Here is a 22,501-nt window from a genome sequence, read left to right as displayed (position 1 = left end):
CCGGAAAGCGATTTATCTGGCTAACGCCGTAATACAGAGCTTTCATTGAAGGTGGTCGGCGGAGTCCAATCGTGTTGATGGATTAATGGGTCGTGGCTCTTTACCTTGTATGCGGAAAAACATATATTTGTTAAACCGCATATGAGCTGAGGCTTCACAATGACCAGCAAAGCCCGTGTCCTGTTCGTCTGTACCGCCAACGCTGCACGATCTCAGTTGGCCCAAGCATTGCTGAGGCATACCGACCCAGAGCATTTCGAGGCGTTCAGCGCCGGCACAGCTCCGACTCAGGTAGATCCGCGTACCTTTGAGGCGCTTTCACATATCGGTGTGAGTACCGAAGGATTACGTAGCAAGTCGATAGACGATTTCCGAGGTGAGCGTTTCGATTACGTCATCACCTTGTGTGATAAAGCCGCAGCGGAATGCCTGTCTTTACCTGGAGCCGGTGAGGCATTGGCCTGGAGTTTTGAGGATCCGGTCACCAGCATCAAACCCGATGCCTTCCGTCACACCCTTCACGAAATTCATGAGCGCATCAAGATGTTCGTCTTGGTCAAAAACAAACACTGAGAAACGATATGGCTGACCATCTGACACCGACCACTGTTTTCAAATGCCTGGCTGACGACACTCGGGTGCGCACGATGATGCTCATCACCCGTGAAGGGGAGCTATGCGTTTGCGAGCTGACCTGCGCGTTGAATGAGAGTCAGCCAAAAGTCTCCAGACACCTGGCGCAGCTGCGCAGTTGCGGTTTGCTGTCGGACCGTCGGCAAGGCCAATGGGTTTATTACCGACTGCACCCGAATCTCCCAGATTGGGTCCATCAAGTGCTGACCACTGTGCTGGAAAGCAACAAGCACTGGTTGAGCCCTGATGCCAAACGCCTTGATGAAATGGGTGACCGTCCTGAACGTGCAGCCGTGTGCTGTGAAAGCAAAATCGCCTGATTCCGCCTTCGACCACGAGATCAATCGATGAAAATCCTGTTCCTCTGCACTGCCAATAGCTGTCGCAGCATCCTCTGTGAAGCGGTCTTCAATCACTTGGCGCCGGAAGGCATGAAAGCCTACAGCGCGGGTAGTCAGCCTAAAGGCGAAGTGCATCCATTGAGTCTCAAGACGTTGGAGAAGGCTGGTATGTCGACGCTCGGGCTGTTCAGTAAGTCCAGCGATGTCCATGTGAACTTGGCACCTGATTTCGTCATCACGGTGTGCGACAAGGCTGCCGGTGAAGCCTGCCCGGTATTTTTTGGGCCGGCCATTAAGGCCCACTGGGGGCTGGCAGACCCTTCGGAATACCACGGAACTCAAGAAGAGATTGAAGCGGCTTTTGAAGCCACTTTGGAGCAGATCAGAACCCGTATTGAAGCCTTCTTGGCATTACCGCTTGCCCAACTGAGTGCCGAACAGCTCAAGGCAGAGCTGGCCCTGATTGGCACGCTGTAACCACAGGAGCAATGATCATGAGTAAAAGCCGCCTTTCCTTCCTGGACCGATACCTGACCCTGTGGATTTTTCTCGCCATGGCCTTGGGCATCGGTTTGGGGAGCCTGTTCGAAGGCTGGCCGCAGTGGCTCAACAGTCTTTCGGTGGGCACAACCAACGTTCCCATCGCTATCGGCTTGATCGTGATGATGTATCCGCCTCTGGCCAAGGTTCGTTATGAGGAACTGCCGGAGGTCTTCAAGGACAAGCGCATCCTCGTTTTATCTCTGGTCCAGAACTGGGTCATCGGCCCGGTGTTGATGTTCGCGCTGGCGATTATCTTCCTGCGGGACCAACCGGAATACATGACCGGCCTGATCCTGATCGGCTTGGCTCGTTGCATCGCGATGGTGCTGGTCTGGAATCAGATCGCGGGTGGCAACAATCAGTACGTCGCCGGATTGGTGGCGTTCAACAGCATCTTCCAGATCCTGTTTTTCAGTGTGTATGCCTGGGTCTTCCTTGGTCTGCTGCCGCCGCTGTTTGGGTTGGAAGGCAGTATGATTGAGACCAGCTTTGTCAGCATTGCCGAGTCGGTCCTGATCTACCTGGGTGTGCCGTTCCTGGCGGGCTTCCTGACCCGCAGGATCCTCATCGCCCGTAAAGGTGAAGCTTGGTTCCAGGAGCGCTTCATTCCGAAGATCAGCCCGCTGACGCTGGTGGCACTGCTGATGACCATCGTGGCCATGTTTAGCCTCAAGGGCGACGTGGTGCTGCAATTGCCATTGGATGTATTGCGCATCGCGATCCCTCTGACGATCTACTTCGTAGTGATGTTTTTCATTAGCTTCTGGATGGGCAAGCTGCTCAAGGCTGACTATCCGCGCACCACCGCACTGGCTTTCACGGCAGCAAGCAACAACTTCGAACTGGCGATTGCCGTGGCCATCGCCACCTTCGGCCTGGCGTCCCCGGTCGCCTTCGCCACGGTGATTGGCCCGTTGGTGGAAGTGCCGGTACTGATTTCCCTGGTCGGTGTGGCCCTCTGGCTGAAACGCCGCTGGTTCGATGAATCCAAGAGCGCCGTTGCGCAGGACAAAGACTATGTTTGATGATCCTATCCCCCAGCTTGATACCGAACTGGTTGATCTCCCATCGGCGGACAAGCTCGGTATCGAAAAAATCTCCATCCACAAGCCGCGCATTTTGCTGTTGTACGGATCGACCCGTGAGCGCTCCTTCAGTCGCCTGCTGGTAGAGGAAGCCGCTCGACTGCTAGAGCACTTCGGCGCTGAGGCGCGGATTTTCAATCCGTCAGGTTTGCCTCTGCCAGATGACGCCCCTGACGATCATCCACGTGTGAAGGAACTGCGCGAGCTGATGCTGTGGTCCGAGGGGCAGGTCTGGTGCTCTCCAGAACGTCACGGTTCCATGAGCGCAGTGTTCAAGGCGCAGATCGACTGGGTGCCACTGGCCATGGGCGCGGTACGTCCGACCCAGGGCAAAACCCTCGCCGTTATGCAGGTGTGCGGCGGCTCGCAGTCGTTCAACGTGGTCAATCAGCTGCGCGTGCTGGGACGTTGGATGCGCATGTTCACCATCCCCAACCAATCCTCCGTGCCGAAGGCCTATATGGAATTCGACGATAGCGGCCGGATGAAACCTTCTCCGTTCTACGACCGTGTCGTTGATGTCATGGAGGAGTTGGTGAAATTCACGCTGCTGCTTCGCGACCGTCAGGACTATCTGGTCGATCGTTATTCCGAGCGCAAAGAGTCGGCGGAAGAACTCATGAAACGTGTCAATCAGCGCTCCATCTGAGGATTTTTCACCGTGCAACAACACCCATACTCCGTACTTCCCTTGGCACAGTTCAATGGCCAATTGATCTTCACCCCGTGCCCAGGCACGAAGGGCACCCGACCTTTCGAGGCGTTGCAAACCCTCAAGGATGTGGGGGCATCGGCGTTGCTGACGCTGATGCCGACCGAGGAGTTGCTCCAGAACGAGATCGACCTGCTGCCCGAAGAGTGCCAAATCCTTGGCATCGAGTGGTTTCACATGCCCGTAGAAGATGATCAAGCTCCTGGCGAAGCATTCAAAGCCGCATGGGAACAGCATCATCCGCGTCTCCAGCAGCTGCTGATCGATGGGAAAACCATCGCCATCCATTGCAAGGGCGGCTCAGGCCGTACCGGTTTGGTCGCCGCTCAGCTGTTGATCGAAAGCGGTGTGCCATTCAGCGATGCCATCCGCGATGTTCAGTCGCTGCGCCCGCGCGCTATTCAGCATCCTGCCCACATTGAATACATCGGCCAGTTCGACACCCAGTCGAACTCCCACTGACAACAGATAAAGAGCACAACAACATGACTATCAAAGTTGGCATCAATGGTTTTGGACGGATTGGTCGCCTCGCGCTGCGAGCCGCCTGGAGCTGGCCAGAATTCGAATTCGTGCAGATGAACGATCCGGCAGGTGATGCAGTCACCCATGCGCACCTGATCAACTTCGACTCTGTGCATGGTCGTTGGCACAACGAAGCCAGCGCAGAAGGCGATCAGGTGATGATTGGCGGCAAGCGCATCAAGGTGACCGCGAACAAAGCGATTGCCGACACCGACTGGTCGGGTTGCGATCTGGTGATCGAGGCCAGCGGCAAGATGAAAACCGTCGCTGTGCTTCAGGCTTACCTCGACCAAGGCGTGAAGCGTGTGGTGGTCTGCGCTCCGGTGAAGGAAAAAGGCGCGCTGAACGTCGTCATGGGCGTCAACCATCAGCTGTTCAATCCGGCTGAACATCGCATCGTCACCGCTGCTTCTTGTACCACCAACTGTCTGGCACCTGTGGTGAAAGTCATCCACGAGAAACTGGGTATTCGTCACGGCTCGATCACCACTATTCACGACCTGACCAACACGCAGAGCATCCTCGATCAGCCGCACAAGGATCTGCGCCGTGCGCGTGCGTCGGGCATGAGCCTGATCCCAACCAGCACCGGCTCGGCCACCGCCATTGCCGAAATCTTTCCGGAGCTGCGTGGGCGTCTGAATGGTCACGCGGTACGCGTGCCGCTGGCCAACGCTTCGTTGACCGACTGTGTCTTCGAGGTCGAGCGGGCCACCACTGTCGAGGAGGTGAATCAGTTCCTCAAGGACGCCTCCGAGAACGAGCTGAAAGACATCCTCGGCTTCGAGGAACGTCCACTGGTGTCCATCGACTACCGCACCGATCCACGCTCATCGATCATCGATGCGCTATCGACCATGGTCATCAACGGTACCCAGGTCAAACTCTATGCCTGGTACGACAACGAATGGGGCTATGCCAACCGCACCGTCGAACTGGCCAAAATGGTCGGTCGGGCAATCTAAGGAGCGGTTATGAAAGCGTTGTCAGCCCTCGCTCCGGAAGTGCGGCAGTACCTGCTCGTCACGGGCAACTACTGGGCATTCACGCTCACCGACGGCGCTTTGCGTATGTTGGTGGTGCTGCACTTTCACGCGTTGGGCTACAGCCCACTGCAAATCGCGGCGTTGTTTCTGTTCTACGAACTCTTTGGCGTGATCACCAACCTGGTGGGTGGCTACCTTGGCGCTCGGCTGGGTCTGAACCGAACCATGAACATCGGGCTGGGCATCCAGGTCGCGGCGCTGTTGATGCTGACAGTGCCCTCGGCCTTGCTGACCATCCCATGGGTGATGGGCGCTCAGGCATTGTCGGGGATTGCCAAAGACCTGAACAAGATGAGTGCGAAAAGCTCCATCAAGCTTCTGGTTCCTGATGGGCAGCAGGGCAAGCTCTACAAGTGGGTGGCGATCCTCACCGGCTCGAAGAACGCACTCAAGGGTGTCGGCTTCTTTCTTGGCGGAGCCTTGCTGGCATTAATGGGCTTCAAAGGCGCCTTGCTGGCCATGGCGGGTGTCCTGGCGCTGATCTGGATCAGCAGCCTGATCCTGCTGAAGAAGGATCTCGGCAAAGCCAAAGCCAAGCCCAAGTTTCGCGACATCCTGTCCAAGAGCCGGGCAATCAACATCCTCTCAGCGGCGCGAATGTTCCTGTTCGGCGCCCGCGATGTCTGGTTTGTGGTGGCCTTGCCGGTGTACCTGAGCAGCGTGTTCGGCTGGGACTTCTGGAAGGTTGGCGGCTTCCTGGCGGCCTGGGTGATTGGCTACGGCATCGTGCAGTCCTTCGCACCCAACATCACCGGCAAGAAACGTGGGCACGTGCCGGATGGTCGTGCGGCATTTCTCTGGGCACTTGCACTCGCGGGATTGCCTGCGGCAATTGCTCTCGGACTGAATAGCGGGCACTCGCAACAAATGGTGCTGTTGGGTGGATTGATGGTTTTTGGCGCACTGTTCGCGGTGAATTCGTCGTTGCACAGCTATCTGATCGTCTCCTACGCCAAGGAAGACGGCGTGTCGCTGGACGTGGGGTTTTATTACATGTCGAACGCCATGGGACGGCTGATCGGCACGGTGCTCTCCGGCTGGGTATATCAGGCGTATGGGCTGGGGGCGTGCTTGTGGATATCGAGCGCCTTTGTGTTGCTCGCAGCGATGATTTCTATCGCGCTACCGAGGCATGCCAAGGCGATCTGAAAGCGCTCAAAGGACGGTTGTAACTAATTGCTTTCGAGGCAAGGCAGGCAAGTGTGAGAGGCAACGCCCGTTCGCCTTTTTGCTGAGTAACGCCAACAGCAACCTTAATACTTCAAGCTGCCGCTGAACCGAGTGATAGAGTTGGGCGCACAGGAGAGATATAAGAACAAACAAGGCCGCAAATGCGGCCTTGTTTTATTCAGGGTGTTACTCGTGTGAGTGTCCGTGCTCAGCGCTCTCGGAGGTTGCTCCTTTCTCACCGCCGCCGCATGCCGTCATCAGGCCGAGGAAGCAGATCAGGAGCATCGAACGAATCAGCGTTGTTGGGGTTTTCATGGGAAGACTCTTCAAAAAATGGATGCAATAAATGGTCTGTGGCCAGGCTGAACACTGTATTTTCGGCAGTAGAACAGCCATCGCTGCTTCGGATTACTGTTTGACGCTCAAGTAATCGCCGGTCGTTTTCAGTGAGATAGTCACGTCGTTGTTGCTGCGATTACGCCAAAACCAACCGTGGGTGCCGTCAAAAATAGCGGTGAATTCACCTTTATCACTTTTGACCTGCTTGCCCTTGTTGTAGCTGTGGAAGTAACCCTTTTCACCGTTGTAGGGTTCGCCATGAGTGTCGAAGTTCACCAGTCCACCCGCAGCCGTCCATTCATAGCTGACGGTCTTGTTCTTCAAGACTTCCAGTTTGATTTCCTTCCCTTCGCCTGGCTTGAGGGTGACGGTCATTTGATTCGTCTTCTTGGCCGGGGATGGTGCCGCTGTCGGTTGAGTTGCCGGTAGCGGCGCAGGCTGTATTTGCGCAACCTTTGGAGCTGGAGCTGGAGCTGGAGCTGGAGCTGGAGCTGGAGTTGCTGCTATCGGCGGCGCGGCATCGGCCAGAGCCTCTTGGGCAAGGATGATCTTCAGCTCACCCATCTGAGTCAGGCCTAGTGCACGGCCCACCCCCGTTGGATCAACGGCGTATTCCGAAGGCATGACAACGGTCACCAGCAGGCCGACAGCAGTCAGCAGTGCAATGACAGTCGAGCGCACCAGTTTGCGAGTGCTGGGCAATTCATTAACAGTTGGAAGCGGAGTATTGAACATGATCAGAATTCCTTACGAAGAGACAAACAGGCCGGTGATCTGGTAACCCATCAGCAGGAAACCGGCACTCATCATGGCGACGTTGGCGGTGTAGGCGTGGCGCCAGAAACTACCGGTGCGCCGCCAATACCCCATCAGAATGAGAATCGTACTGAGAGCCAGCAATTGGCCTATCTCGACACCAACGTTGAAGGCAATCAGGTTCGGAATCAGGCCATCTGGCGAGATCTCGTACTCCTGAATCTTGGTGGCCAGACCGAAACCATGGAGCAGGCCGAAGATCAGCGTGGCCACCTTGGTGTTGGGTTGGAAGCCGAACCAACGCTGGAATGCGCCGAGGTTATCGAGCGCCTTGTAAACCACCGAGAAACCGATGATGGCGTCGATGATGTAAGAGCTAATACTGACCTCAGTCAGCACACCCAGCAGCAGCGTGATCGAGTGGCCTACGGCGAAAAGCGTGACGTAGAGCCCCACATCTTTCAGGCGGTAGAGGAAGAAGATCACCCCGAACAGAAACAGCAGGTGGTCGTATCCCGTCATCATGTGCTTGGCGCCCATGTAGATGAAGGGCAGCAACATGACGCCTGAGCTTTCTTGGATGAACCCCTTATCACCTTCGGCGACGGCATGAGCTATCGCCTCAGGTATTGCGAGGAAAAGTGACGCGACAAATAAAAACAGCAGCAGTAGCAGGCGACGCGAAGGCGCAGTAAATGCGTCAACGCCGCTCATCGAGTGCGAATGCATGGATAAATCCTACGTTGCAGTGATAGTGGGCCGCTTGCGCGGCCATGGTCAGGCTGCGAACGAAGGACGAGGTGGCCGCTCGATCAAGAATATCGGCGGACGGGGAACGGAATAGCGCTGCACGTCGACTCGCATAGAGATCTTCGGCTGCGTAGCCATATTCAACTCAGAGGTGAGCTGTGGCGTTTCGTGTTGATGGTCAGGGGTCAACGGGGAGTGATAGTGATCCGAGAAGCTCGCACACGACATTTCAGCTTGCTGTTCATGGGAGTGATGGGTGTCTTGCGCAATCTCCCAGGCAGGCTGTTTCGACGTGACTGATAACGTATAGGTATGCCCGGCCCAGGCCACCAACATGGCGAGAGCAAGTGCGATTACCACTGTCGTTGTCAGTGTCCTGCTGAACATAGTGTTCCGGTTTCAACTCGTTTTATAGGGCTTCGATTCGTTTGACCATATCCCCCTAGGGGGGATAGGATGCTCAGCGTAATTCATTGAGACCTGAGGCTCAAGTCATGAGTGAGCACGAACACGAACACAGCCACCCCCACACTCACCAAAGTCACGAGGCGATCATCAAACGCCTCAAGCGGGCGGACGGCCATTTACGCGGCATCATCACCATGATCGAAGAGGGGCGTCAGTGCGTGGACATCGCCCAGCAGTTGCATGCGGTTGAAAAAGCGGTATGCCAAGCCAAGCGCACGCTCATTCAGGATCACATCGATCACTGCCTGGAGGACACCGTCTCGGCGTTGAACAATGGCGAGCGCGCACCACTGGAAGCCTTCAAGCAAATCACCAAGTACCTCTAGGTCTTACATGCCCAACTTCGCTGAACTGCTGCAACAAGGCGGGGCTCACGCCTGGCTGTATTTCCCGAGCGCTATTCTGCTCGGAGCCTTGCATGGCCTTGAGCCTGGCCATTCAAAAACCATGATGGCAGCCTTCATCGTGGCCATACGAGGCTCGGTAAAACAGGCTGTTTTATTGGGTTTGGCCGCGACGCTGTCGCACACCGCCGTGGTGTGGCTGGTCGCCATCGGCGGCATGTACCTGGGTAAAGGCCTAGACGCTCAAACCACCGAACCGTACTTCCAGCTCGCGTCCTCCGCACTGATTATTGTGATTGCGCTCTGGATGCTGTGGCGTACCTGGCGCGGCGAGCAGATGTTCAAGTTCGAGCAAGGCGACGATCACCACCACGGCGAACATGATCATGGTCATCATGATGAAACCCATCGTATCGATACCGGTCATGGTCGCGTGGAACTGTCGATCTTCGAGGAGGGGATACCTCCCCACTGGCGTATGAAAACGTTGAGTGGGCATGCTTGGTTAGCATCAGACGTTCGCTTGATGACGACCCGTCCCGACGGCAGCACGCAGACCTTCTCATTTGTTGAGCGTGATGGTTTTGTGGAGTCGACGGTCGATATCCCGGAACCGCATGAATTCAGTGCCCGCTTGAGTCTGGGCCATGCCGGCCATTCCCATGATTACGACTTGGAATACCGGGAGCATGATCACGGGCACGCGCATTCCGAACTGGAAGGGTTGGAATTGTCGATTGACGGCTATCAGGATGCGCATGAGCGTGCCCATGCCAACGATATCCGCAAGCGCTTCACCAACCGTGAAGTCACCACGGGACAGATCATCATGTTCGGCTTGACGGGGGGGCTCATTCCTTGCCCAGCGGCCATCACCGTTCTGCTGCTCTGCCTTCAGGTCAAGGAAGTCGCCTTGGGGGGCGTGCTCGTCCTGTGCTTCAGCATTGGTCTGGCGCTCACACTGGTAACCGTCGGTGCAGCCGCCGCTATTGGCGCCAAGCAGGCGTCCAACCGCTGGCCTTGGATGGGCACCGTTGCTCGTCGCGCCCCTTATCTGTCCAGCGCACTGATTATCGGAGTCGGGCTCTACGTGGGCATCCATGGCTGGATTGGCCTGAACGCATAAGGCGACGCTTGAGTGTTTGAACTCACCAGCTACATTGGTCTGTTCTTGGCGGCATTTGGTGCCGCCACGTTGCTGCCCATGCAGTCTGAAACCGTGTTGGTCGGGATGTTGCTCTCCGGCCAATACGTTGCATCAACGCTCTTGGCGGTCGCCACCTTCGGCAACGTTCTTGGCTCCGCGCTGAACTGGATTCTGGGTCGCTCCATTGAGCGATTCCGCCACAAACGATGGTTCCCGGTTAGGGATAACCAGCTCGAAAAAGCTCAGCAGTTCTATCTGCGCTATGGCCGCTGGTCTTTACTGCTCAGTTGGGTGCCTGTCATTGGCGATCCGCTGACTGTAGTCGCCGGAGTCATGCGTGAGCCATTCTGGAGTTTTCTCCTGCTCGTCACCCTGGCCAAGGGCGTGCGTTATCTCGTACTAACCGCCGTCACGTTGGGGTGGGCATGAGGACTGTTCCTATAGCTCAGCACTCCTCACTCAAGAGCCGAAGCAGTAGCCTGGATCTGATCAAGTGGCTGGCGATGCTGACCATGGTTATCGATCACCTGCGTTTGGTGTGGCCGGAAATGAGCAATCTGTTCATTCCGGGAAGGCTTTCCTTTCCGCTGTTCTGTGTCGCCATTGCGGCCAATGTGGCGCGCGCGAAGCCGGGTGAATTACTGACTGCTGGGAACGGTCGTTATCTCGCTTTAATGCTGTTGTTCGCCGGCATTTCAGAGGTGCCATATCGATACATCAGCACCTCGGGATCATTAAACGTATTGGTGACCCTGACGTTTGGGCTTTTGATTGCTTGGGGATGGCAGCATCGCAACCTGTTGAGCATCGCTACGGCGTTGATGGCCGCCGCAATTGCCTACGTGTTGGATGATCCACTCATGTACGGCTTCTACGGTGCACTCGTTCCAGCGGCGGTCTTGTTAGCGATCAAGAGGCCCAGTGTTCTTTGGTCGCTGCCAGCGGCTCTATGCTTGTTGAGCAATACCCGCAGTAGCATCGTGATCAGGGCGATGGACTGGGAGATCTATTCATTGCTGGCTTTGAGCACTGCGTTCGTTGCACCTCTGATTGGACTCTGGCTTCTACGTCAGACTTTCATCTTCAAGGTCTGGCCGGTGCGGCAATGGGGTTATTGGTTCTATCCAGGCCATCTTGTCGCTCTGCAAGCGCTACGGCTTCTGGTCTGAAGGCTGACCAACCAGCCTTAGCAGATCTTAGGAACTCACGGTCGTTTATCTGGCCATCGGCGATGCTGATCATCGATCACATACGGGTGTTCGTGATCAACGCCATCCTGGCCGTCGAGGTGAGTGTGATCATCCGGCAGGTTCTCATGGGTGTGTTTGATCGACTCTTGGTCATGAGCAGGACGCCAGATCACAATGCTGACCACCAGTGCACTACCTGCTACGACAGCAAGCCCAGCAAACGAGGCCGTGAGGCTGATGTGGGCACTCAGCCATCCCGCCAATGGGTAGGTAATCAGCCAGCAGGCGTGGGATAGCGCAAATTGGGCGGCGAACAATGCCGGGCGATCCTCGGCATGCGCCGAGCGACGCAACAGCCGACCGCTCGGAGTCTGAGCCAGGGAGTAGCCCACGCCGAGCAACATCCACAGAGGCAACAGAAAGTTGTAGGTGGTCAGGGTGATGCCAACGGCCAAGCCTGCAACCAATATTCCCCCACCAAACAGCATGGCCGTTCGGTCTTTGATGTTTTTCAACAGGCGAGGCAAGACCAGGGCAGCGACCATGGAGCCGCCACCAAATGCGGCCAGCGCCAATGCTGTAGAACTTTGAGGTAGGGCGAAGCGCGACTGCACCAGCACCACCGTATTGACGATGACCATGGCACTGGCGGCCGCTACCGTCAGATTAAGAGCCAGCAGCCCTCGCAGCCGTGGCGTGGTCAGGAATATGCGCATGCCACGGGTGGTTCGTTCGTAGATGCTGCGTCGTGGTGTTTGCTTCGCCTTTGGCAGCAGCACTGTGGAGACTAGGGCCGCTGAGGCAAGGAACCCGATGACAGTTCCGGCGAACAGGTTATGGAAGCTGATCACGGTCAGCAGCGCGGCGGCGAGCATCGGGCTGGCAACACTTTCAAGATCATAGGCGAGACGTGATAGCGACAAGGCACGGGTGTAGTCGTCTTCATCCGGCAGTATGTCTGGAATGGTCGCCTGGAACGTCGGAGTGAACGCTGCCGAAGCGGACTGAAGGACGAAAATCAGCACGTAGATTTGCCAGACTTCCGTCACGAACGGCAGTGCGAGTGCGACCAGCGCTCGCACAAGATCCAGAGAAACCAGCATTGCCCGACGGGGTAGGCGCTCTGCAAAAGCCGCTGCAATCGGCGCAACGCCAATGTAGGCCGTCATTTTGATCGCCAACGCCGTACCGAGGACGGCTCCCGCTTGGGCGCCTGCCAGGTCGAACGCCAGTAGGCCCAGTGCGACAGTGGCAAGGCCAGTCCCTACGAGTGCAATCACCTGGGCTAGGAAGAGGTGACGGTAGGTTCGGTTGGCTAGGATTTTCAGCATGAAATATCTCAATTGGCGAAGTGCGTGACCAGGTGGTTACCGAACTTTTCACGTAAAGACGTAAGTAGCTGGTTTCGTCTCTGTTGAGTACGTATATCCCCCTGGGGGGGATAGGTTCGATCCTAAACCATAGACCATGGCAGCTCAAGAAATAGGCGCTACGCCATCTATCGAATGATTGAAGTGCGGACCCGTCCATCGGGTTGTATTGGTTTTGCCCAGCGAGACGAAGTGCTCAACTCTTTCAATTGCAGATTCAATTGCTGACAGTCGGATGTATTCAATCCCAGGCTTGTATGGCTAGTTGGAACGTGTGATCATATTTTCATTATAGGTAGGGGGGGTATGGTATGGGCCATGTGAGATCGAGCAAAGACAATCTTCTTAAACGCGTAAAGCGAATCGCTGGGCAAATCCAGGCGATTGAGCGAGCACTCGACTCTGATGATGACTGCTCGAAGACCTTGCTTTTGGTCGCTTCGACCCGTGGCGCTATCAATGGGCTGATGGATGAAATCATCGAAGACCACGCTCGTGAACATGTCGCGAACCCGACACTCAGCAACGAAGAAAGAGCGAAAGGCGTCGATGAGCTTCTCGAAGCCATTCGCCGCTATTCCAAATAGGATTTACCCAGATGAGTAATTCGTACACCGACTATTCCCACGACCATATGTTCCTCGGGAAATCACATGAAGAAAACGCTAAGCGAACCTTGTCGGTCGTGGCTCTGACCGTCGTAATGATGGTTGCTGAAATCACCGCAGGGTATCTCACTGGATCGATGGCGTTGCTTGCCGATGGTTTTCACATGGCAACGCACGCTGGAGCACTTGGCATAGCCGCAGCTGCTTACGGTTACGCAAAAAGACATGCCTCAAGTGCTCGCTACAGTTTTGGAACTGGCAAGGTGGGAGACTTAGGTGGCTTCGCCTCTGCTCTGATTTTGGGACTGGTCTCCTTGGGAATTGCCGGAGAATCGCTATTCCGTCTCCTTCAACCGACTCAAGTGCAATTCGGGACAGCGACTCTTATCGCAGTTGTCGGATTAGCAGTGAATGTGGTGAGCGCGCTTTTGCTGTCTGGCGGTCATGATCATCACCATGGGCATGACCACGGCCACGATGAATCTCACCATGCGCATGGTCACGACAATAATTTGCGCTCTGCTTACGTTCACGTCATTGCAGATGCACTGACTTCGGTTCTGGCCATCGCAGCACTGCTTGCTGGTCGATACCTTGGTTGGGTATGGCTCGACCCTGCAATGGGGATTGTGGGTGCAGTGGTCATTGCACGCTGGGCTTGGTCGTTGATGCGGGTGACTGCGGGTGTATTGCTCGACCAGACAGATGATCATGTCGCTGAAGAGATTCGTGAACTGGTTGAGCGACCGGGAGATGCTTCGATCATTGATCTTCATGTCTGGCAGGTGGGGCCTCAGGCCCGAGCCGCGATTGTTAGCGTCCTCGGTAGCCCAGCAGTGAATGCCGAAGACATACGAGACCGGCTTGCTACGGTTCATGAAGTCACGCATCTGACTGTTGAATACCGTACGAAGCTGGGAGCTGACTCACCGGTACAAGTCTCCGTTCCGGGCTTAGAAATGAACGCATAGTCGACTGAAATGAAAATAAGGATCGATATATGCTTTTGAGCAAACGGGATCAGGCGCAAATCGAACGTCGTCTGATTGCGGCCCTGACCAAGGCCTGCGAGACGGCCATGGCGGAGATAGTGGGCTTCTCTTGGATGACTCACGATGTGGATTACGCGCGATTTCCCTCCAGTCTGATGGTTGTTTGGGTCTTCGACACCGATGCCAACAGGGATGAGGTGCTTGCCAATGGGCAAGACAAGCGGATGCTCGAACTGACGACCCTGGCGTTAAGTGAAGCGAATGTTCACGTCAGTCAGGTGTCGGCCAACGTGCATTTCGATACTGAAGAGCAATGTCAGCGGTCGAATGCCGGTGACTGGCGGCAGCGTTTAACACGTACACGGTCCACGCGGAGTTGAACCATGGCCAAGGACATCGAAAACCCATGTATTTCCGTTTGCCAGCTGAACAGTGAACTATGTTTGAGCTGCGGTCGCACCAAGGAAGACATCAGAAAATGGAAGCGGATGAAGCGTCCAGAAAAGATGGCCGCTGTACAACGCGCGACCTTGCGTCTGAAAAGCCTGCAAAAAAAGCACAATTGAACGCCGCAGTTTAGGCCGCAGTTGCACTGCGTCCTCCCTTGCTGCTGTCCTCGGTCCCTTACAACTTCTTCTACTGCTTGAACACGTAATGGACAAAGCATTTCTCGCTGCATGGCCATGCTGGACGGTAGCCATGCAGCGTTAGATGGACAGGGTCAGATTAATTGCCGGGGTATTCAGCAAGGACTTGATCTGTGCCGGCTTTGGTCAGGCCGATTATCTGATAAACCTCATGTGCTCCATCGACTTCCATTCCTGGAGAGCCTAGCGGCATGCCAGGAGCGGCGATCCCGAGAAGGTCGTCACGCTTACTCATCGCAATGATTTGTTCAGCGGGTACGTGGCCCTCAACAAACTTCCCATTGATCATCGCGGTGTGGCAGGACGAAAGTCGGGGAGCTACACCGAGATCCTGTTTGACGGCGCTCATGTTGGTTTCTACATGATCAACGACGGTGAATCCGTTGGCCTCAAGATGCTGAATCCATTTCTTGCAGCATCCGCAGTTTGCATCTCGATGAACATCGATGGTCAGGGCCTGTGCCGCTTGCGCGGTTGAACCGATGAACAGCGCGGCGAATGTTGCGATACGCACAAATCGATTCGAGAGTCGGAAGCTACCTGTCATGAATATTTCCTTTTACCTTGGCGGCGTTGGGATATCCCGCGAAAAAGCAGAATTCTCACCCGAGCATTCAGTACGGCTGCTTAGGTTTGGTTGATGGTCTTGCCCTTGAGTCGGGGGAGGTGGCTCCCCGATCATTCAAAGCTCTTAATGGCGTTGCTAAATCGAATCAGAACCACATCCGAACACCCGCTACAAATCGAGCCTCATTGGTCTTATCTCCTTCATCGCTGGCCAGGTCGGCGGTCTTGCCGTAGGAGCGATTCCAGGTAACTCCGATATAAGGAGCAAATTGGCGAACAATCTCGTAACGCAACCGGAAACCTACTTCGGTGTTGGCTAATCCAGATCCAATGCTGCGCTGAGGATCATTTTTTCCGTATAAATTTACTTCGGCTGTTGGCTGCAAGATCAGGCGATTGGTGAGCAAAATGTCGTAGTCGCCTTCAAAACGAGCAGCGGTTTGGCCGTTCTCACCGATGTAGGCAGTCGCTTCGGTTTCAAAGTTATAGAGAGCCATGCCCTGAATACCGAGCGCTCCCCACGTTTGTGGAGAACCGGGCTTGAAGTCTTGTCGTACGCCGGTGACGACATCCCACCATGGGCCTATGGAGTGACCCCAAAGTGCTGAAAGTTCAGCGTTTTCCGTAACGCCATTGGTACGTTCGCCTTCCGAGCGCAACCACAGTCGGTCAATGTCGCCACCAATCCATCCTTTTGCATCCCAGGCCAACGCACTACCGTTGTCAGCGTCCTGGTACTCAAACTTATCCAGCAGCATGAGGGAGTTGAGTTTTTTGTCATGGACACCATGACCAGCCACATCTGGGAAGGCGGCTGCACGGTCAGCGTTGGTAAGTACGGGGATTGGGGTTCGACTGGTGGTAGTCGCCCCTCCATCCATACTTTCCATACCGTCCATTGCTCCATTGTCCATGCTCATCTTGCTGTGATCCAATGCCCCCATCTTGCTATGGTCCATAGCTCCCATTGAGCTGTGATCCATCTCTTCTGCCGCCTGGGCCATGAAAGAGAAAGCAGGACTGGTAGAGACTGCAAGTGCTAACAGGGTTGGACGTATGAATTTTCTGGTCATGATCTCAATCTGCCTTTTTGGTTTTTTGGTCATGATCCATCGACTCATGGCGCTTGTTTCTGTGGTCCATTGACCCGTGATCGGGCTTTGACTCGGTTGTGCTAGTTGCGGGCTGATTCATTGCTTTCGCAGGAGTCGCAGGTGAATGGTCACTACTATCATCCCCTGCCAGTACCACAGACGAGAGTCCACCCAACAGGCCAATGGCAAAGAGGCGACCCACTAGCGATTTACGATTTAGGTATGTGCTCACAGATCGTCTCCTTTACTCATCAACCCGTACTTCACGGAACATGCCCATTTCCATATGGAAAAGCAGGTGGCAGTGATAGGCCCAGCGACCTAAGGCATCAGCGGTGACTCGATAGCTGCGCTTGGTACCTGGCGGCATATCAATCGTGTGCTTGCGCACCATGAATTTGCCGTTCTCATCCTCAAGGTCACTCCACATGCCGTGAAGATGGATTGGGTGGGTCATCATGGTGTCGTTCACCAAGGTGATGCGCAGACGTTCGCCGTATTTCAGGCGGAGCGGCTCGGCGTCGGAGAATTTGATGCCGTTGAACGACCACGAAAACTTTTCCATGTGACCGGTCAAATGAAGTTCGATGGTGCGATTGGGTTCGCGACCGTCAGGATCCTGAAATGTGCTTTTCAGGTCAGAGTAGGTGAGCACGCGACGACCATTGTTCCGTAAGCCGATACCAGGGTCGTTAAGCTTTGGCGTTGGGCTCATGGCTTGCATGTCAACCAAGGGATTATTGGTTTCGGAGGCTGGGTGTGTCTGCATTTCTCCACCCATATCACCCATGCCAGCCATTCCCGACATATCGCCATGATCCATCCCTGCCATCTTGCTGTGATCCATGCCGGCCATGTTGGACATATCGCCTTTGTCCATACTCGCCATCTTGCTGTGATCCATACTGGCCATGTTAGTCATGTCACCGCTGTCCATGCCGGTCATCCCGGTCATGCCACCTTGATCCATGCCGGTCATCTTGCTGTGATCCATGCCCGCCATTCCGGACATGTCACCGTGTTTCATTTCGCCGCCACCCATACCAGCCATGCTGCCATGGTCCATACCCTCCATACCGCCCATTCCCATGTCATCCATGGTCAAAAGAGGCCGAGGATCGAGGGCAGGTACCTGCGCCTTCAATCCTTCGCGAACTGCCAGGGTTCCGCGTGCATAGCCAGTTCTATCCATAGACTGGGCGAAGATGGTGTAAGCCTCTTCGCTGGCAGGTTCTACGATGACGTCATACGTTTCTGCCACGGCGATGCGGAATTCGTCGACGCTGACTGGTTTGACATGTTGTCCATCGGCGGCCACGACGGTCAATTTCAAACCCGGAATACGGACATCGAAATAGCTCATAGCCGAGCCATTGATGAAGCGCAGGCGCAGCTTCTCGCCCGGTTTGAAGATCCCGGTCCAGTTACCGTTAGGCGCCTGGCCATTCATGAGGTAGGTGTAAGTGTCCCCACTGACGTCTGCGAGATCGGTGGGGTTCATTTTCATTTCAGCCCACATCTTTCGGTCGGCTACGGCAGCAGACCAACCTTGCTTGCTGACATCGTCGATGAAGTCGCCCACGGTACGTTTGTGGTGGTTGTAATAGTCCGATTGTTTCTTGAGTTTTGCCATGACGCGACTAGGATCCTCATCGGTCCAGTCAGTCAGCATCACCACGTAGTCGCGGTTGTATTGGAAAGGTTCAGGCTCTTTGGAGTCGATAACGATTGGACCGTAGACGCCTGCCTGCTCCTGTAAACCAGAATGGCTGTGGTACCAGTACGTACCGTTCTGATGAACCTTGAATTTGTACTCGTACATTCCATCGGGAGCGATGCCATGGAAACTCAAACCCGGTACACCATCCATGTTGGCGGGCAGAATGATCCCGTGCCAATGAATGGACGTGTCTTGGTCCAAGCAATTTTTCACACGCAGCGTGACTGTTTCCCCTTCACGCCAGCGTAGCAGTGGTCCCGGCAAAGAGCCGTTGATGGTCATGGCTGTGCGCGGCGAGCCGGTGATGTTCACAGGGTTTTCACCAATAAACAGATCAAATTCGTTGCCGGTGAGTACGCTCGGCAGACCGGGACTGCTCACTGCCCATACAGGAGTGCGCCACAGACCAAGACCACCGAGAATGCCGCCTGCGGCCAGGCCCTTAACGAATGTCCGCCTAGAGGTTTTGGAGTGCATGCCGTTTATGTCCAATCAGTCAAAAGGGAAGCCGTGATAAACAACTAATGAGTTGCTCATATAGGTTGAAGGCGATGTTTCGAGAAATCGTGCTGAGCCCGGATGAGCTTCGCCCGCCGTTGCCAAAGACGAATGGATACGGCAAGCGGACTCAGAAATTGCCACATCTGGACAATCACGGTGATTACATTTCTGTCAGCTTGGGAGCGCGCCAAGCTCCTCAGCAATTGGCGTGGTTGTCACCTTTGGCTTTGCTCTCTACTACGGGGGTTTGAGTGCCTTGCTTTTGCGCTACCTGGTACGCTTCCATGGAGTTCTGTCTGGCTGCTTCCATGCGTGCGAATACGCGATCACTGCCACCTTCGGCCATCGCCAGAGAAGAAACGGTCAAGGCTGCGATGACAAACAGGGTTTTCATAGATTTCATATGGGAATCCTCGGATAAAATTTGGCTACCCCCTTTGAACCTGCATCGAGACGTAATTCGTGGGGGCTAAGTTCAAGACGCGACGCAATCTTAAAACCCGCAACCTGTCAGAAGCCTTAAGTGAGTATTACCGTTGTGTCAGGTTGTGATTTCCCCGTTCCCTTCCGGAATAGCATCATGACTGCACTCGGAGTAGGCATCTCGTCTTGGTGGTTTTGAGGTCAAAACTAGTTGATCAGAGTTGGATCAAGCCATCTCTGCTGCACGCTCGTATCTGAATGAACGCTAAAAAGTGTTCATGAGAAAACTGAGCGTGCAGGGCGACTGGGGCTAGATGGCGATTTTGGAAGGGAAGCCAAGTGCTTCAATAGTTGAACGCACGCGCTCTGGGCTTTCGTTGCTTTCGACGTTGACCTTGCCGGCAGTACGATCCACCGAAACGGTTGCCTGATTATCCAGCGATTGAATGGCTTTGGTGATTTTATTGACGCAGCCTCCACAGCCAATGCCTGACACGTCTAAGACGAACATAGGTATTCCTCTCGTGTTGAGCAGCCCCATTTAGCCGCAACCACAGCATCAGCGTTGACACGATAGGAAGGTCAAGGGTTGTCTGAACCCAGGCTTGAATGGTGTCGAGGCCTCACTCTATACGGGTGCTCCTCAGCCTCAATGCATTGAACACGACGGATGCGGAGCTAACACTCATGGCAATGGCCGCGATCATCGGCGATAGGAGATGTCCTGTCAGCGGATACAGGAGACCTGCTGCGAGCGGGATACCCATCACGTTGTAGATAAAGGCGAAACCCAGGTTCTGCCGCATGTTTTTTACCGTCGCGACAGAAAGGGCGCGCGCTCGAAGAATCCCCATCAAGTCGCCTTTTACCAAGGTGAGCTGCGCGCTGTTCATAGCGACGTCTGTTCCTGTCCCCATCGCGATGCCCACATCTGCCCGAGCCAAGGCCGGTGCATCATTGATACCGTCGCCAGCCATCGCAACCCGTCGACCGTATTGCTGAAGGTCTGCGACAAGACGCTCTTTGTCTTGGGGTTTCACCTCGCCGTGCACTTCTTCAATGCCCATTTCCTTGGCGACAGCCCGTGCCGTGGTGAGGCCATCTCCGGTGGCCATGATGATCTTTATATTGTCGGCTTTGAGTTTGGTGACAGCCTCCTTGGAGGTCGGCTTGATCGGGTCTGATACCGCCAGCAACCCCGCCAGTATTCCATCGACCGCCAGGTAGATGATGCTGATGCCCTCAAGGCGCAATTGCTCAGCGCGGTTCTTGAGGAGGCTGATGTTTACACCAGCCTCTTCCATCAAGGCGGTGTTGCCCAACTGGATTTTCTTGCCATCGACCATGCCGCTGACTCCGATCCCAGAACCGGACTCGAACGACTCAGGTTTAGTTAGGACCAGGTTCTCAGCAAGGGCATGATCAACAATGGCGCGAGCCAACGGATGCTCACTGCCTTGATCAAGGCTAGCGGCCAGTTGAAGTACATCATTGGGGACGAACTTCTGCGTGGCCTCCACACTGTGAAAAACCGGACGACCCTCTGTCAGGGTTCCAGTCTTATCCACGATCAGTGTGTCGATCTTGCAAAGGTTCTCGATGGCGCCGGCATCTCTGAACAGGACCCCCATGCTGGCCGCTTTACCGGTGGAAACCATGATTGACATTGGTGTAGCAAGCCCAAGAGCGCAGGGACAAGCAATGATAAGCACAGCGACAGCGTTGATTAGGCCGAAGACCCAGCTAGGCTCAGGACCAAACAGCCCCCATCCCAAAAAAGTCAGTATGGCAATCGCTATTACACCCATCACAAAATAACCAGCGACGACGTCGGCCATACGCTGCATGGGGGCTTTAGAGCGTTGGGCACGAGCAACCATCTGAACGATTTGCGACAGCATGGTTTCAGCACCAATTTTCTGCGCTTCCATTACCAGGCTGCCATGGGTATTGAGCGTGGCGCCGATCAGGCTATCACCGATTCTTTTCATCACAGGCACCGGCTCGCCGGTCAGCATCGACTCATCGACCGCGCTTTCGCCTTCCAGCACTGAGCCGTCGACAGGAACCTTTTCACCGGGTCTGACCCGAAGGTGATCCCCCTTGTGCACATGCGTGAGAGGAATGTCTTCCTCTTTGCCATCGGCATTGATCCTGCGAGCGGTTTTCGGAGACAGGCCAAGTAGAGACTTAATAGCCAAAGACGTTTGTGATCGAGCTTTGAGTTCAAGCATCTGACCGAACAAAGTTAGCGAGATGATCACGGCTGCGGCTTCGAAGTAGACGCCGATGCGGCCCTCTTGCATGAAGGTGATGGGAAACCACTGGGGAAACAATGTGGCTACGACGCTATAAAGGTATGCAGCTGCTGTGCCCAGGCCAATCAAGGTCCACATATTGGGGCTTCGATGACGAATTGAATCGATGCCCCTCACAAAAAACGGCCAACCAGCCCATAAGGTTACAGGGGTCGCAAGGATAAGCTCGACCCAGTTCTGGGTAGCCCCATGGAAAAGTTGCAACGAGTGTCCCGCCATGGCGAGTACCGTCACGATCACAGTTAATGGCAACGACCACCAAAAGCGACGGGTGAAGTCCTTGAATTCGGGGTTTTCTTCCTCTTCCAGCACTGGCATGACCGGTTCCAATGTCATGCCGCATTTAGGACAGGTACCGGGGCCAGGCCGACGTATCTCCGGATGCATAGGGCAGGTGTACTCAGTAACTTCCTGCGTTTCAGCTGCTGGAGCGGGGTGACTGGAGTGATCGGTATCCAACGGGGCAGCGGTATAGCGTTGGGGTTCTGCTCGAAACTTCTCCTGGCACTTCAGGCTGCAAAACTGATACGGGTGCCCCTGATAAGTCTCGTTGAACTTGATCGGTGGGGTAACAGTCATGCCACACACCGGATCGCGTAGACCTTCATCCCGGACCTTCGCAGTATGGGTGTGGTCTAGGTGATTTGTGGCGTTGGGCATGACTAGCTTCCTTTCTCATCTTTGTTGGTTTTTGCCGAGTTGGCATGTCCACCATGGTGCCCATGGCCGTGTCCAAAAAAATGCATCAAGGGGCAGATCAAAAGGATCAGATAGGGCAGATAAGGCGAAACATGGCCGAAGTGTTCCCGAACCAGGTAGAAGGCGCCAATCGCAACCAGCATGATGAGTACGACACCCATTTTGCTCCTCCAAAATGGTGGGCCCGCGTTTCCAACTGAATGCTGATGAGGAGTCATGATGTAGCTCCCACTGTTATGGCAAGAGTTGCCGTGAGTCTGATACTTGAGCGTAGTCACTGCTCGCCTTAAAACTGTGATCTCGATCAAGTCACACGCACTACACATCACGCCGACCTACCATTCAGACCGGTGGTGGCTCCGAAGGGCCGGTGTTTATGTGAAAAGGTCTTGATGGACTCTTGATCAGAACTCCGTCACGGGCGAGACGGATGAGTGCATATAAGAAATCATGCTAGTTACAAGACGACGCTCGACTGACATCTACCTGAAGCTAAGATTACTTTTCTGTCAG

Annotated in this window: 27 protein-coding genes and 1 pseudogene; 17 read left to right on the top strand and 11 right to left on the bottom strand. The window is 54.9% G+C overall.

All coding sequences use genetic code 11. The annotated features are described in order from the left end of the window. Positions 1-159 precede the first annotated feature (159 nt). The 9 genes and pseudogenes from ACYZUC_RS09575 to ACYZUC_RS09535 all read left to right on the top strand — a co-directional run. Entirely contained in the window at positions 160-573 is a 414-nt protein-coding gene (locus ACYZUC_RS09575; RefSeq protein WP_461995346.1) for an arsenate reductase ArsC, read from the top strand. Between the two features lie 8 nt (positions 574-581). After that, positions 582-953 (top strand): metalloregulator ArsR/SmtB family transcription factor, encoded by a 372-nt coding sequence (locus tag ACYZUC_RS09570; protein ID WP_461995344.1) that lies wholly within the window; start codon positions 582-584, stop codon positions 951-953. A gap of 27 nt (positions 954-980) precedes the next feature. Continuing rightward, positions 981-1,451, top strand: coding sequence for an arsenate reductase ArsC (locus ACYZUC_RS09565; RefSeq protein ID WP_461995342.1), 471 nt, complete (start codon positions 981-983; stop codon positions 1,449-1,451). Positions 1,452-1,468: 17 nt separating this feature from the next. Next, a complete protein-coding gene (arsB, locus tag ACYZUC_RS09560) occupies positions 1,469-2,542 on the top strand; it encodes an ACR3 family arsenite efflux transporter (protein WP_461995340.1) in 1,074 nt (357 codons plus the stop codon). After that, positions 2,535-3,251: an arsenical resistance protein ArsH gene (arsH, locus tag ACYZUC_RS09555; RefSeq protein WP_461995338.1), complete on the top strand. Its 717-nt coding sequence runs from the start codon at positions 2,535-2,537 to the stop codon at positions 3,249-3,251. The genes arsB and arsH overlap by 8 nt, the downstream gene beginning before the upstream one ends. A gap of 12 nt (positions 3,252-3,263) precedes the next feature. After that, positions 3,264-3,776, top strand: a complete 513-nt coding sequence (locus ACYZUC_RS09550) for a phosphatase domain-containing putative toxin (protein WP_461995336.1) — start codon at positions 3,264-3,266, stop codon at positions 3,774-3,776. 23 nt (positions 3,777-3,799) lie between these two features. Then, positions 3,800-4,804: an ArsJ-associated glyceraldehyde-3-phosphate dehydrogenase gene (locus ACYZUC_RS09545; protein ID WP_461995334.1), complete on the top strand. Its 1,005-nt coding sequence runs from the start codon at positions 3,800-3,802 to the stop codon at positions 4,802-4,804. A gap of 9 nt (positions 4,805-4,813) precedes the next feature. Then, entirely contained in the window at positions 4,814-6,034 is a 1,221-nt protein-coding gene (arsJ, locus tag ACYZUC_RS09540; RefSeq protein WP_461995332.1) for an organoarsenical effux MFS transporter ArsJ, read from the top strand. Between the two features lie 58 nt (positions 6,035-6,092). Further along, a pseudogene (locus ACYZUC_RS09535) lies at positions 6,093-6,253 on the top strand (hypothetical protein); the annotation flags it as partial. On the opposite strand, the gene ACYZUC_RS09530 reads toward ACYZUC_RS09535, so the two are convergent. The 3 genes from ACYZUC_RS09530 to ACYZUC_RS09520 form a co-directional block, all read right to left on the bottom strand. Beyond that, on the bottom strand, positions 6,242-6,370 hold the full coding sequence (locus ACYZUC_RS09530; protein ID WP_256556348.1) for a hypothetical protein: 129 nt from the start codon (positions 6,368-6,370) through the stop codon (positions 6,242-6,244). The pseudogene ACYZUC_RS09535 and the gene ACYZUC_RS09530 overlap by 12 nt on opposite strands. A gap of 93 nt (positions 6,371-6,463) precedes the next feature. Next, positions 6,464-7,129, bottom strand: a complete 666-nt coding sequence (locus tag ACYZUC_RS09525; protein ID WP_461995330.1) for a transmembrane anchor protein — start codon at positions 7,127-7,129, stop codon at positions 6,464-6,466. 12 nt (positions 7,130-7,141) lie between these two features. Then, a complete protein-coding gene (locus ACYZUC_RS09520) occupies positions 7,142-7,879 on the bottom strand; it encodes a HupE/UreJ family protein (protein WP_461995329.1) in 738 nt (245 codons plus the stop codon). A gap of 515 nt (positions 7,880-8,394) precedes the next feature. Between ACYZUC_RS09520 and ACYZUC_RS09515 the strand changes: the two genes are divergently transcribed. Genes ACYZUC_RS09515 through ACYZUC_RS09500 form a run of 4 tightly spaced genes read left to right on the top strand, consistent with a single transcriptional unit; the run spans position 8,395 to position 11,028 of the window. Beyond that, on the top strand, positions 8,395-8,694 hold the full coding sequence (locus ACYZUC_RS09515) for a metal-sensing transcriptional repressor (protein WP_069557030.1): 300 nt from the start codon (positions 8,395-8,397) through the stop codon (positions 8,692-8,694). 7 nt (positions 8,695-8,701) lie between these two features. Then, positions 8,702-9,838 carry a nickel/cobalt efflux protein RcnA gene (locus tag ACYZUC_RS09510; RefSeq protein ID WP_461995327.1) on the top strand — a complete coding sequence of 379 codons (1,137 nt, stop codon included), beginning with the start codon at positions 8,702-8,704 and terminating at the stop codon, positions 9,836-9,838. Positions 9,839-9,850: 12 nt separating this feature from the next. Next, positions 9,851-10,288, top strand: a complete 438-nt coding sequence (locus ACYZUC_RS09505) for a YqaA family protein (RefSeq protein ID WP_461995325.1) — start codon at positions 9,851-9,853, stop codon at positions 10,286-10,288. Then, entirely contained in the window at positions 10,285-11,028 is a 744-nt protein-coding gene (locus ACYZUC_RS09500; protein WP_461995324.1) for a TraX family protein, read from the top strand. Before ACYZUC_RS09505 ends, ACYZUC_RS09500 begins: the two co-directional genes overlap by 4 nt. Positions 11,029-11,063: 35 nt before the next feature. Here ACYZUC_RS09500 and ACYZUC_RS09495 read toward each other — a convergent pair whose 3' ends face one another. Beyond that, positions 11,064-12,380 carry an MFS transporter gene (locus ACYZUC_RS09495; RefSeq protein WP_461995322.1) on the bottom strand — a complete coding sequence of 439 codons (1,317 nt, stop codon included), beginning with the start codon at positions 12,378-12,380 and terminating at the stop codon, positions 11,064-11,066. Between the two features lie 350 nt (positions 12,381-12,730). Here ACYZUC_RS09495 and ACYZUC_RS09490 point away from each other — a divergent pair, with 350 nt between their 5' ends. Genes ACYZUC_RS09490 through ACYZUC_RS09475 form a run of 4 tightly spaced genes read left to right on the top strand, consistent with a single transcriptional unit; the run spans position 12,731 to position 14,585 of the window. After that, on the top strand, positions 12,731-13,006 hold the full coding sequence (locus ACYZUC_RS09490; protein ID WP_028621219.1) for a metal/formaldehyde-sensitive transcriptional repressor: 276 nt from the start codon (positions 12,731-12,733) through the stop codon (positions 13,004-13,006). Positions 13,007-13,017: 11 nt separating this feature from the next. Next, the gene (gene dmeF, locus ACYZUC_RS09485) at positions 13,018-13,998 is read left to right on the top strand and encodes a CDF family Co(II)/Ni(II) efflux transporter DmeF (RefSeq protein ID WP_461995320.1); all 981 of its coding nucleotides are present in this window, start codon (positions 13,018-13,020) and stop codon (positions 13,996-13,998) included. A gap of 29 nt (positions 13,999-14,027) precedes the next feature. Next, on the top strand, positions 14,028-14,399 hold the full coding sequence (locus tag ACYZUC_RS09480; RefSeq protein ID WP_461995318.1) for a hypothetical protein: 372 nt from the start codon (positions 14,028-14,030) through the stop codon (positions 14,397-14,399). Between the two features lie 3 nt (positions 14,400-14,402). Further along, the gene (locus ACYZUC_RS09475; RefSeq protein WP_084317634.1) at positions 14,403-14,585 is read left to right on the top strand and encodes a DUF1289 domain-containing protein; all 183 of its coding nucleotides are present in this window, start codon (positions 14,403-14,405) and stop codon (positions 14,583-14,585) included. Positions 14,586-14,745: 160 nt separating this feature from the next. On the opposite strand, the gene ACYZUC_RS09470 is transcribed toward ACYZUC_RS09475, so the two are convergent. From ACYZUC_RS09470 to ACYZUC_RS09440, 7 genes are all read right to left on the bottom strand, one after another. Next, a complete protein-coding gene (locus ACYZUC_RS09470; protein ID WP_461995316.1) occupies positions 14,746-15,213 on the bottom strand; it encodes a DUF411 domain-containing protein in 468 nt (155 codons plus the stop codon). A gap of 166 nt (positions 15,214-15,379) precedes the next feature. Further along, entirely contained in the window at positions 15,380-16,339 is a 960-nt protein-coding gene (locus ACYZUC_RS09465; protein WP_461996691.1) for a copper resistance protein B, read from the bottom strand. Between the two features lie 232 nt (positions 16,340-16,571). Then, positions 16,572-18,524 carry a copper resistance system multicopper oxidase gene (locus ACYZUC_RS09460; protein ID WP_461995314.1) on the bottom strand — a complete coding sequence of 651 codons (1,953 nt, stop codon included), beginning with the start codon at positions 18,522-18,524 and terminating at the stop codon, positions 16,572-16,574. A 220-nt stretch (positions 18,525-18,744) separates the two neighbouring features. After that, positions 18,745-18,951 (bottom strand): co-regulatory protein PtrA N-terminal domain-containing protein, encoded by a 207-nt coding sequence (locus ACYZUC_RS09455; protein WP_461995312.1) that lies wholly within the window; start codon positions 18,949-18,951, stop codon positions 18,745-18,747. A gap of 330 nt (positions 18,952-19,281) precedes the next feature. After that, a complete protein-coding gene (locus tag ACYZUC_RS09450; RefSeq protein ID WP_461995310.1) occupies positions 19,282-19,482 on the bottom strand; it encodes a heavy-metal-associated domain-containing protein in 201 nt (66 codons plus the stop codon). Between the two features lie 112 nt (positions 19,483-19,594). Beyond that, a complete protein-coding gene (locus tag ACYZUC_RS09445) occupies positions 19,595-21,949 on the bottom strand; it encodes a heavy metal translocating P-type ATPase (RefSeq protein WP_461995308.1) in 2,355 nt (784 codons plus the stop codon). Between the two features lie 2 nt (positions 21,950-21,951). Beyond that, on the bottom strand, positions 21,952-22,206 hold the full coding sequence (locus ACYZUC_RS09440; RefSeq protein ID WP_461995306.1) for a DUF2933 domain-containing protein: 255 nt from the start codon (positions 22,204-22,206) through the stop codon (positions 21,952-21,954). Positions 22,207-22,501: the final 295 nt, after the last annotated feature.

The organism is Pseudomonas sp. GT1P32 (genome assembly GCF_054897805.1).
The sequence above is the reverse complement of the archived record's forward strand: the minus strand, read 5'-3'. Positions and strand labels throughout refer to the sequence as shown.

Coding starts and splice junctions, on each gene's coding strand:
- ACYZUC_RS09575 (WP_461995346.1), top strand. CDS start 160: ATGACCAGCAAAGCCCGTGTCCTGTTCGTCTGTACCGCCAACGCTGCA.
- ACYZUC_RS09570 (WP_461995344.1), top strand. CDS start 582: ATGGCTGACCATCTGACACCGACCACTGTTTTCAAATGCCTGGCTGAC.
- ACYZUC_RS09565 (WP_461995342.1), top strand. CDS start 981: ATGAAAATCCTGTTCCTCTGCACTGCCAATAGCTGTCGCAGCATCCTC.
- arsB (WP_461995340.1), top strand. CDS start 1,469: ATGAGTAAAAGCCGCCTTTCCTTCCTGGACCGATACCTGACCCTGTGG.
- arsH (WP_461995338.1), top strand. CDS start 2,535: ATGTTTGATGATCCTATCCCCCAGCTTGATACCGAACTGGTTGATCTC.
- ACYZUC_RS09545 (WP_461995334.1), top strand. CDS start 3,800: ATGACTATCAAAGTTGGCATCAATGGTTTTGGACGGATTGGTCGCCTC.
- arsJ (WP_461995332.1), top strand. CDS start 4,814: ATGAAAGCGTTGTCAGCCCTCGCTCCGGAAGTGCGGCAGTACCTGCTC.
- ACYZUC_RS09530 (WP_256556348.1), bottom strand. CDS start 6,370: ATGAAAACCCCAACAACGCTGATTCGTTCGATGCTCCTGATCTGCTTC.
- ACYZUC_RS09525 (WP_461995330.1), bottom strand. CDS start 7,129: ATGTTCAATACTCCGCTTCCAACTGTTAATGAATTGCCCAGCACTCGC.
- ACYZUC_RS09520 (WP_461995329.1), bottom strand. CDS start 7,879: ATGCATTCGCACTCGATGAGCGGCGTTGACGCATTTACTGCGCCTTCG.
- ACYZUC_RS09515 (WP_069557030.1), top strand. CDS start 8,395: ATGAGTGAGCACGAACACGAACACAGCCACCCCCACACTCACCAAAGT.
- ACYZUC_RS09510 (WP_461995327.1), top strand. CDS start 8,702: ATGCCCAACTTCGCTGAACTGCTGCAACAAGGCGGGGCTCACGCCTGG.
- ACYZUC_RS09500 (WP_461995324.1), top strand. CDS start 10,285: ATGAGGACTGTTCCTATAGCTCAGCACTCCTCACTCAAGAGCCGAAGC.
- ACYZUC_RS09495 (WP_461995322.1), bottom strand. CDS start 12,380: ATGCTGAAAATCCTAGCCAACCGAACCTACCGTCACCTCTTCCTAGCC.
- ACYZUC_RS09490 (WP_028621219.1), top strand. CDS start 12,731: ATGGGCCATGTGAGATCGAGCAAAGACAATCTTCTTAAACGCGTAAAG.
- dmeF (WP_461995320.1), top strand. CDS start 13,018: ATGAGTAATTCGTACACCGACTATTCCCACGACCATATGTTCCTCGGG.
- ACYZUC_RS09480 (WP_461995318.1), top strand. CDS start 14,028: ATGCTTTTGAGCAAACGGGATCAGGCGCAAATCGAACGTCGTCTGATT.
- ACYZUC_RS09475 (WP_084317634.1), top strand. CDS start 14,403: ATGGCCAAGGACATCGAAAACCCATGTATTTCCGTTTGCCAGCTGAAC.
- ACYZUC_RS09470 (WP_461995316.1), bottom strand. CDS start 15,213: ATGACAGGTAGCTTCCGACTCTCGAATCGATTTGTGCGTATCGCAACA.
- ACYZUC_RS09465 (WP_461996691.1), bottom strand. CDS start 16,339: ATGACCAAAAAACCAAAAAGGCAGATTGAGATCATGACCAGAAAATTC.
- ACYZUC_RS09460 (WP_461995314.1), bottom strand. CDS start 18,524: ATGCACTCCAAAACCTCTAGGCGGACATTCGTTAAGGGCCTGGCCGCA.
- ACYZUC_RS09455 (WP_461995312.1), bottom strand. CDS start 18,951: ATGAAATCTATGAAAACCCTGTTTGTCATCGCAGCCTTGACCGTTTCT.
- ACYZUC_RS09450 (WP_461995310.1), bottom strand. CDS start 19,482: ATGTTCGTCTTAGACGTGTCAGGCATTGGCTGTGGAGGCTGCGTCAAT.
- ACYZUC_RS09445 (WP_461995308.1), bottom strand. CDS start 21,949: ATGCCCAACGCCACAAATCACCTAGACCACACCCATACTGCGAAGGTC.
- ACYZUC_RS09440 (WP_461995306.1), bottom strand. CDS start 22,206: ATGACTCCTCATCAGCATTCAGTTGGAAACGCGGGCCCACCATTTTGG.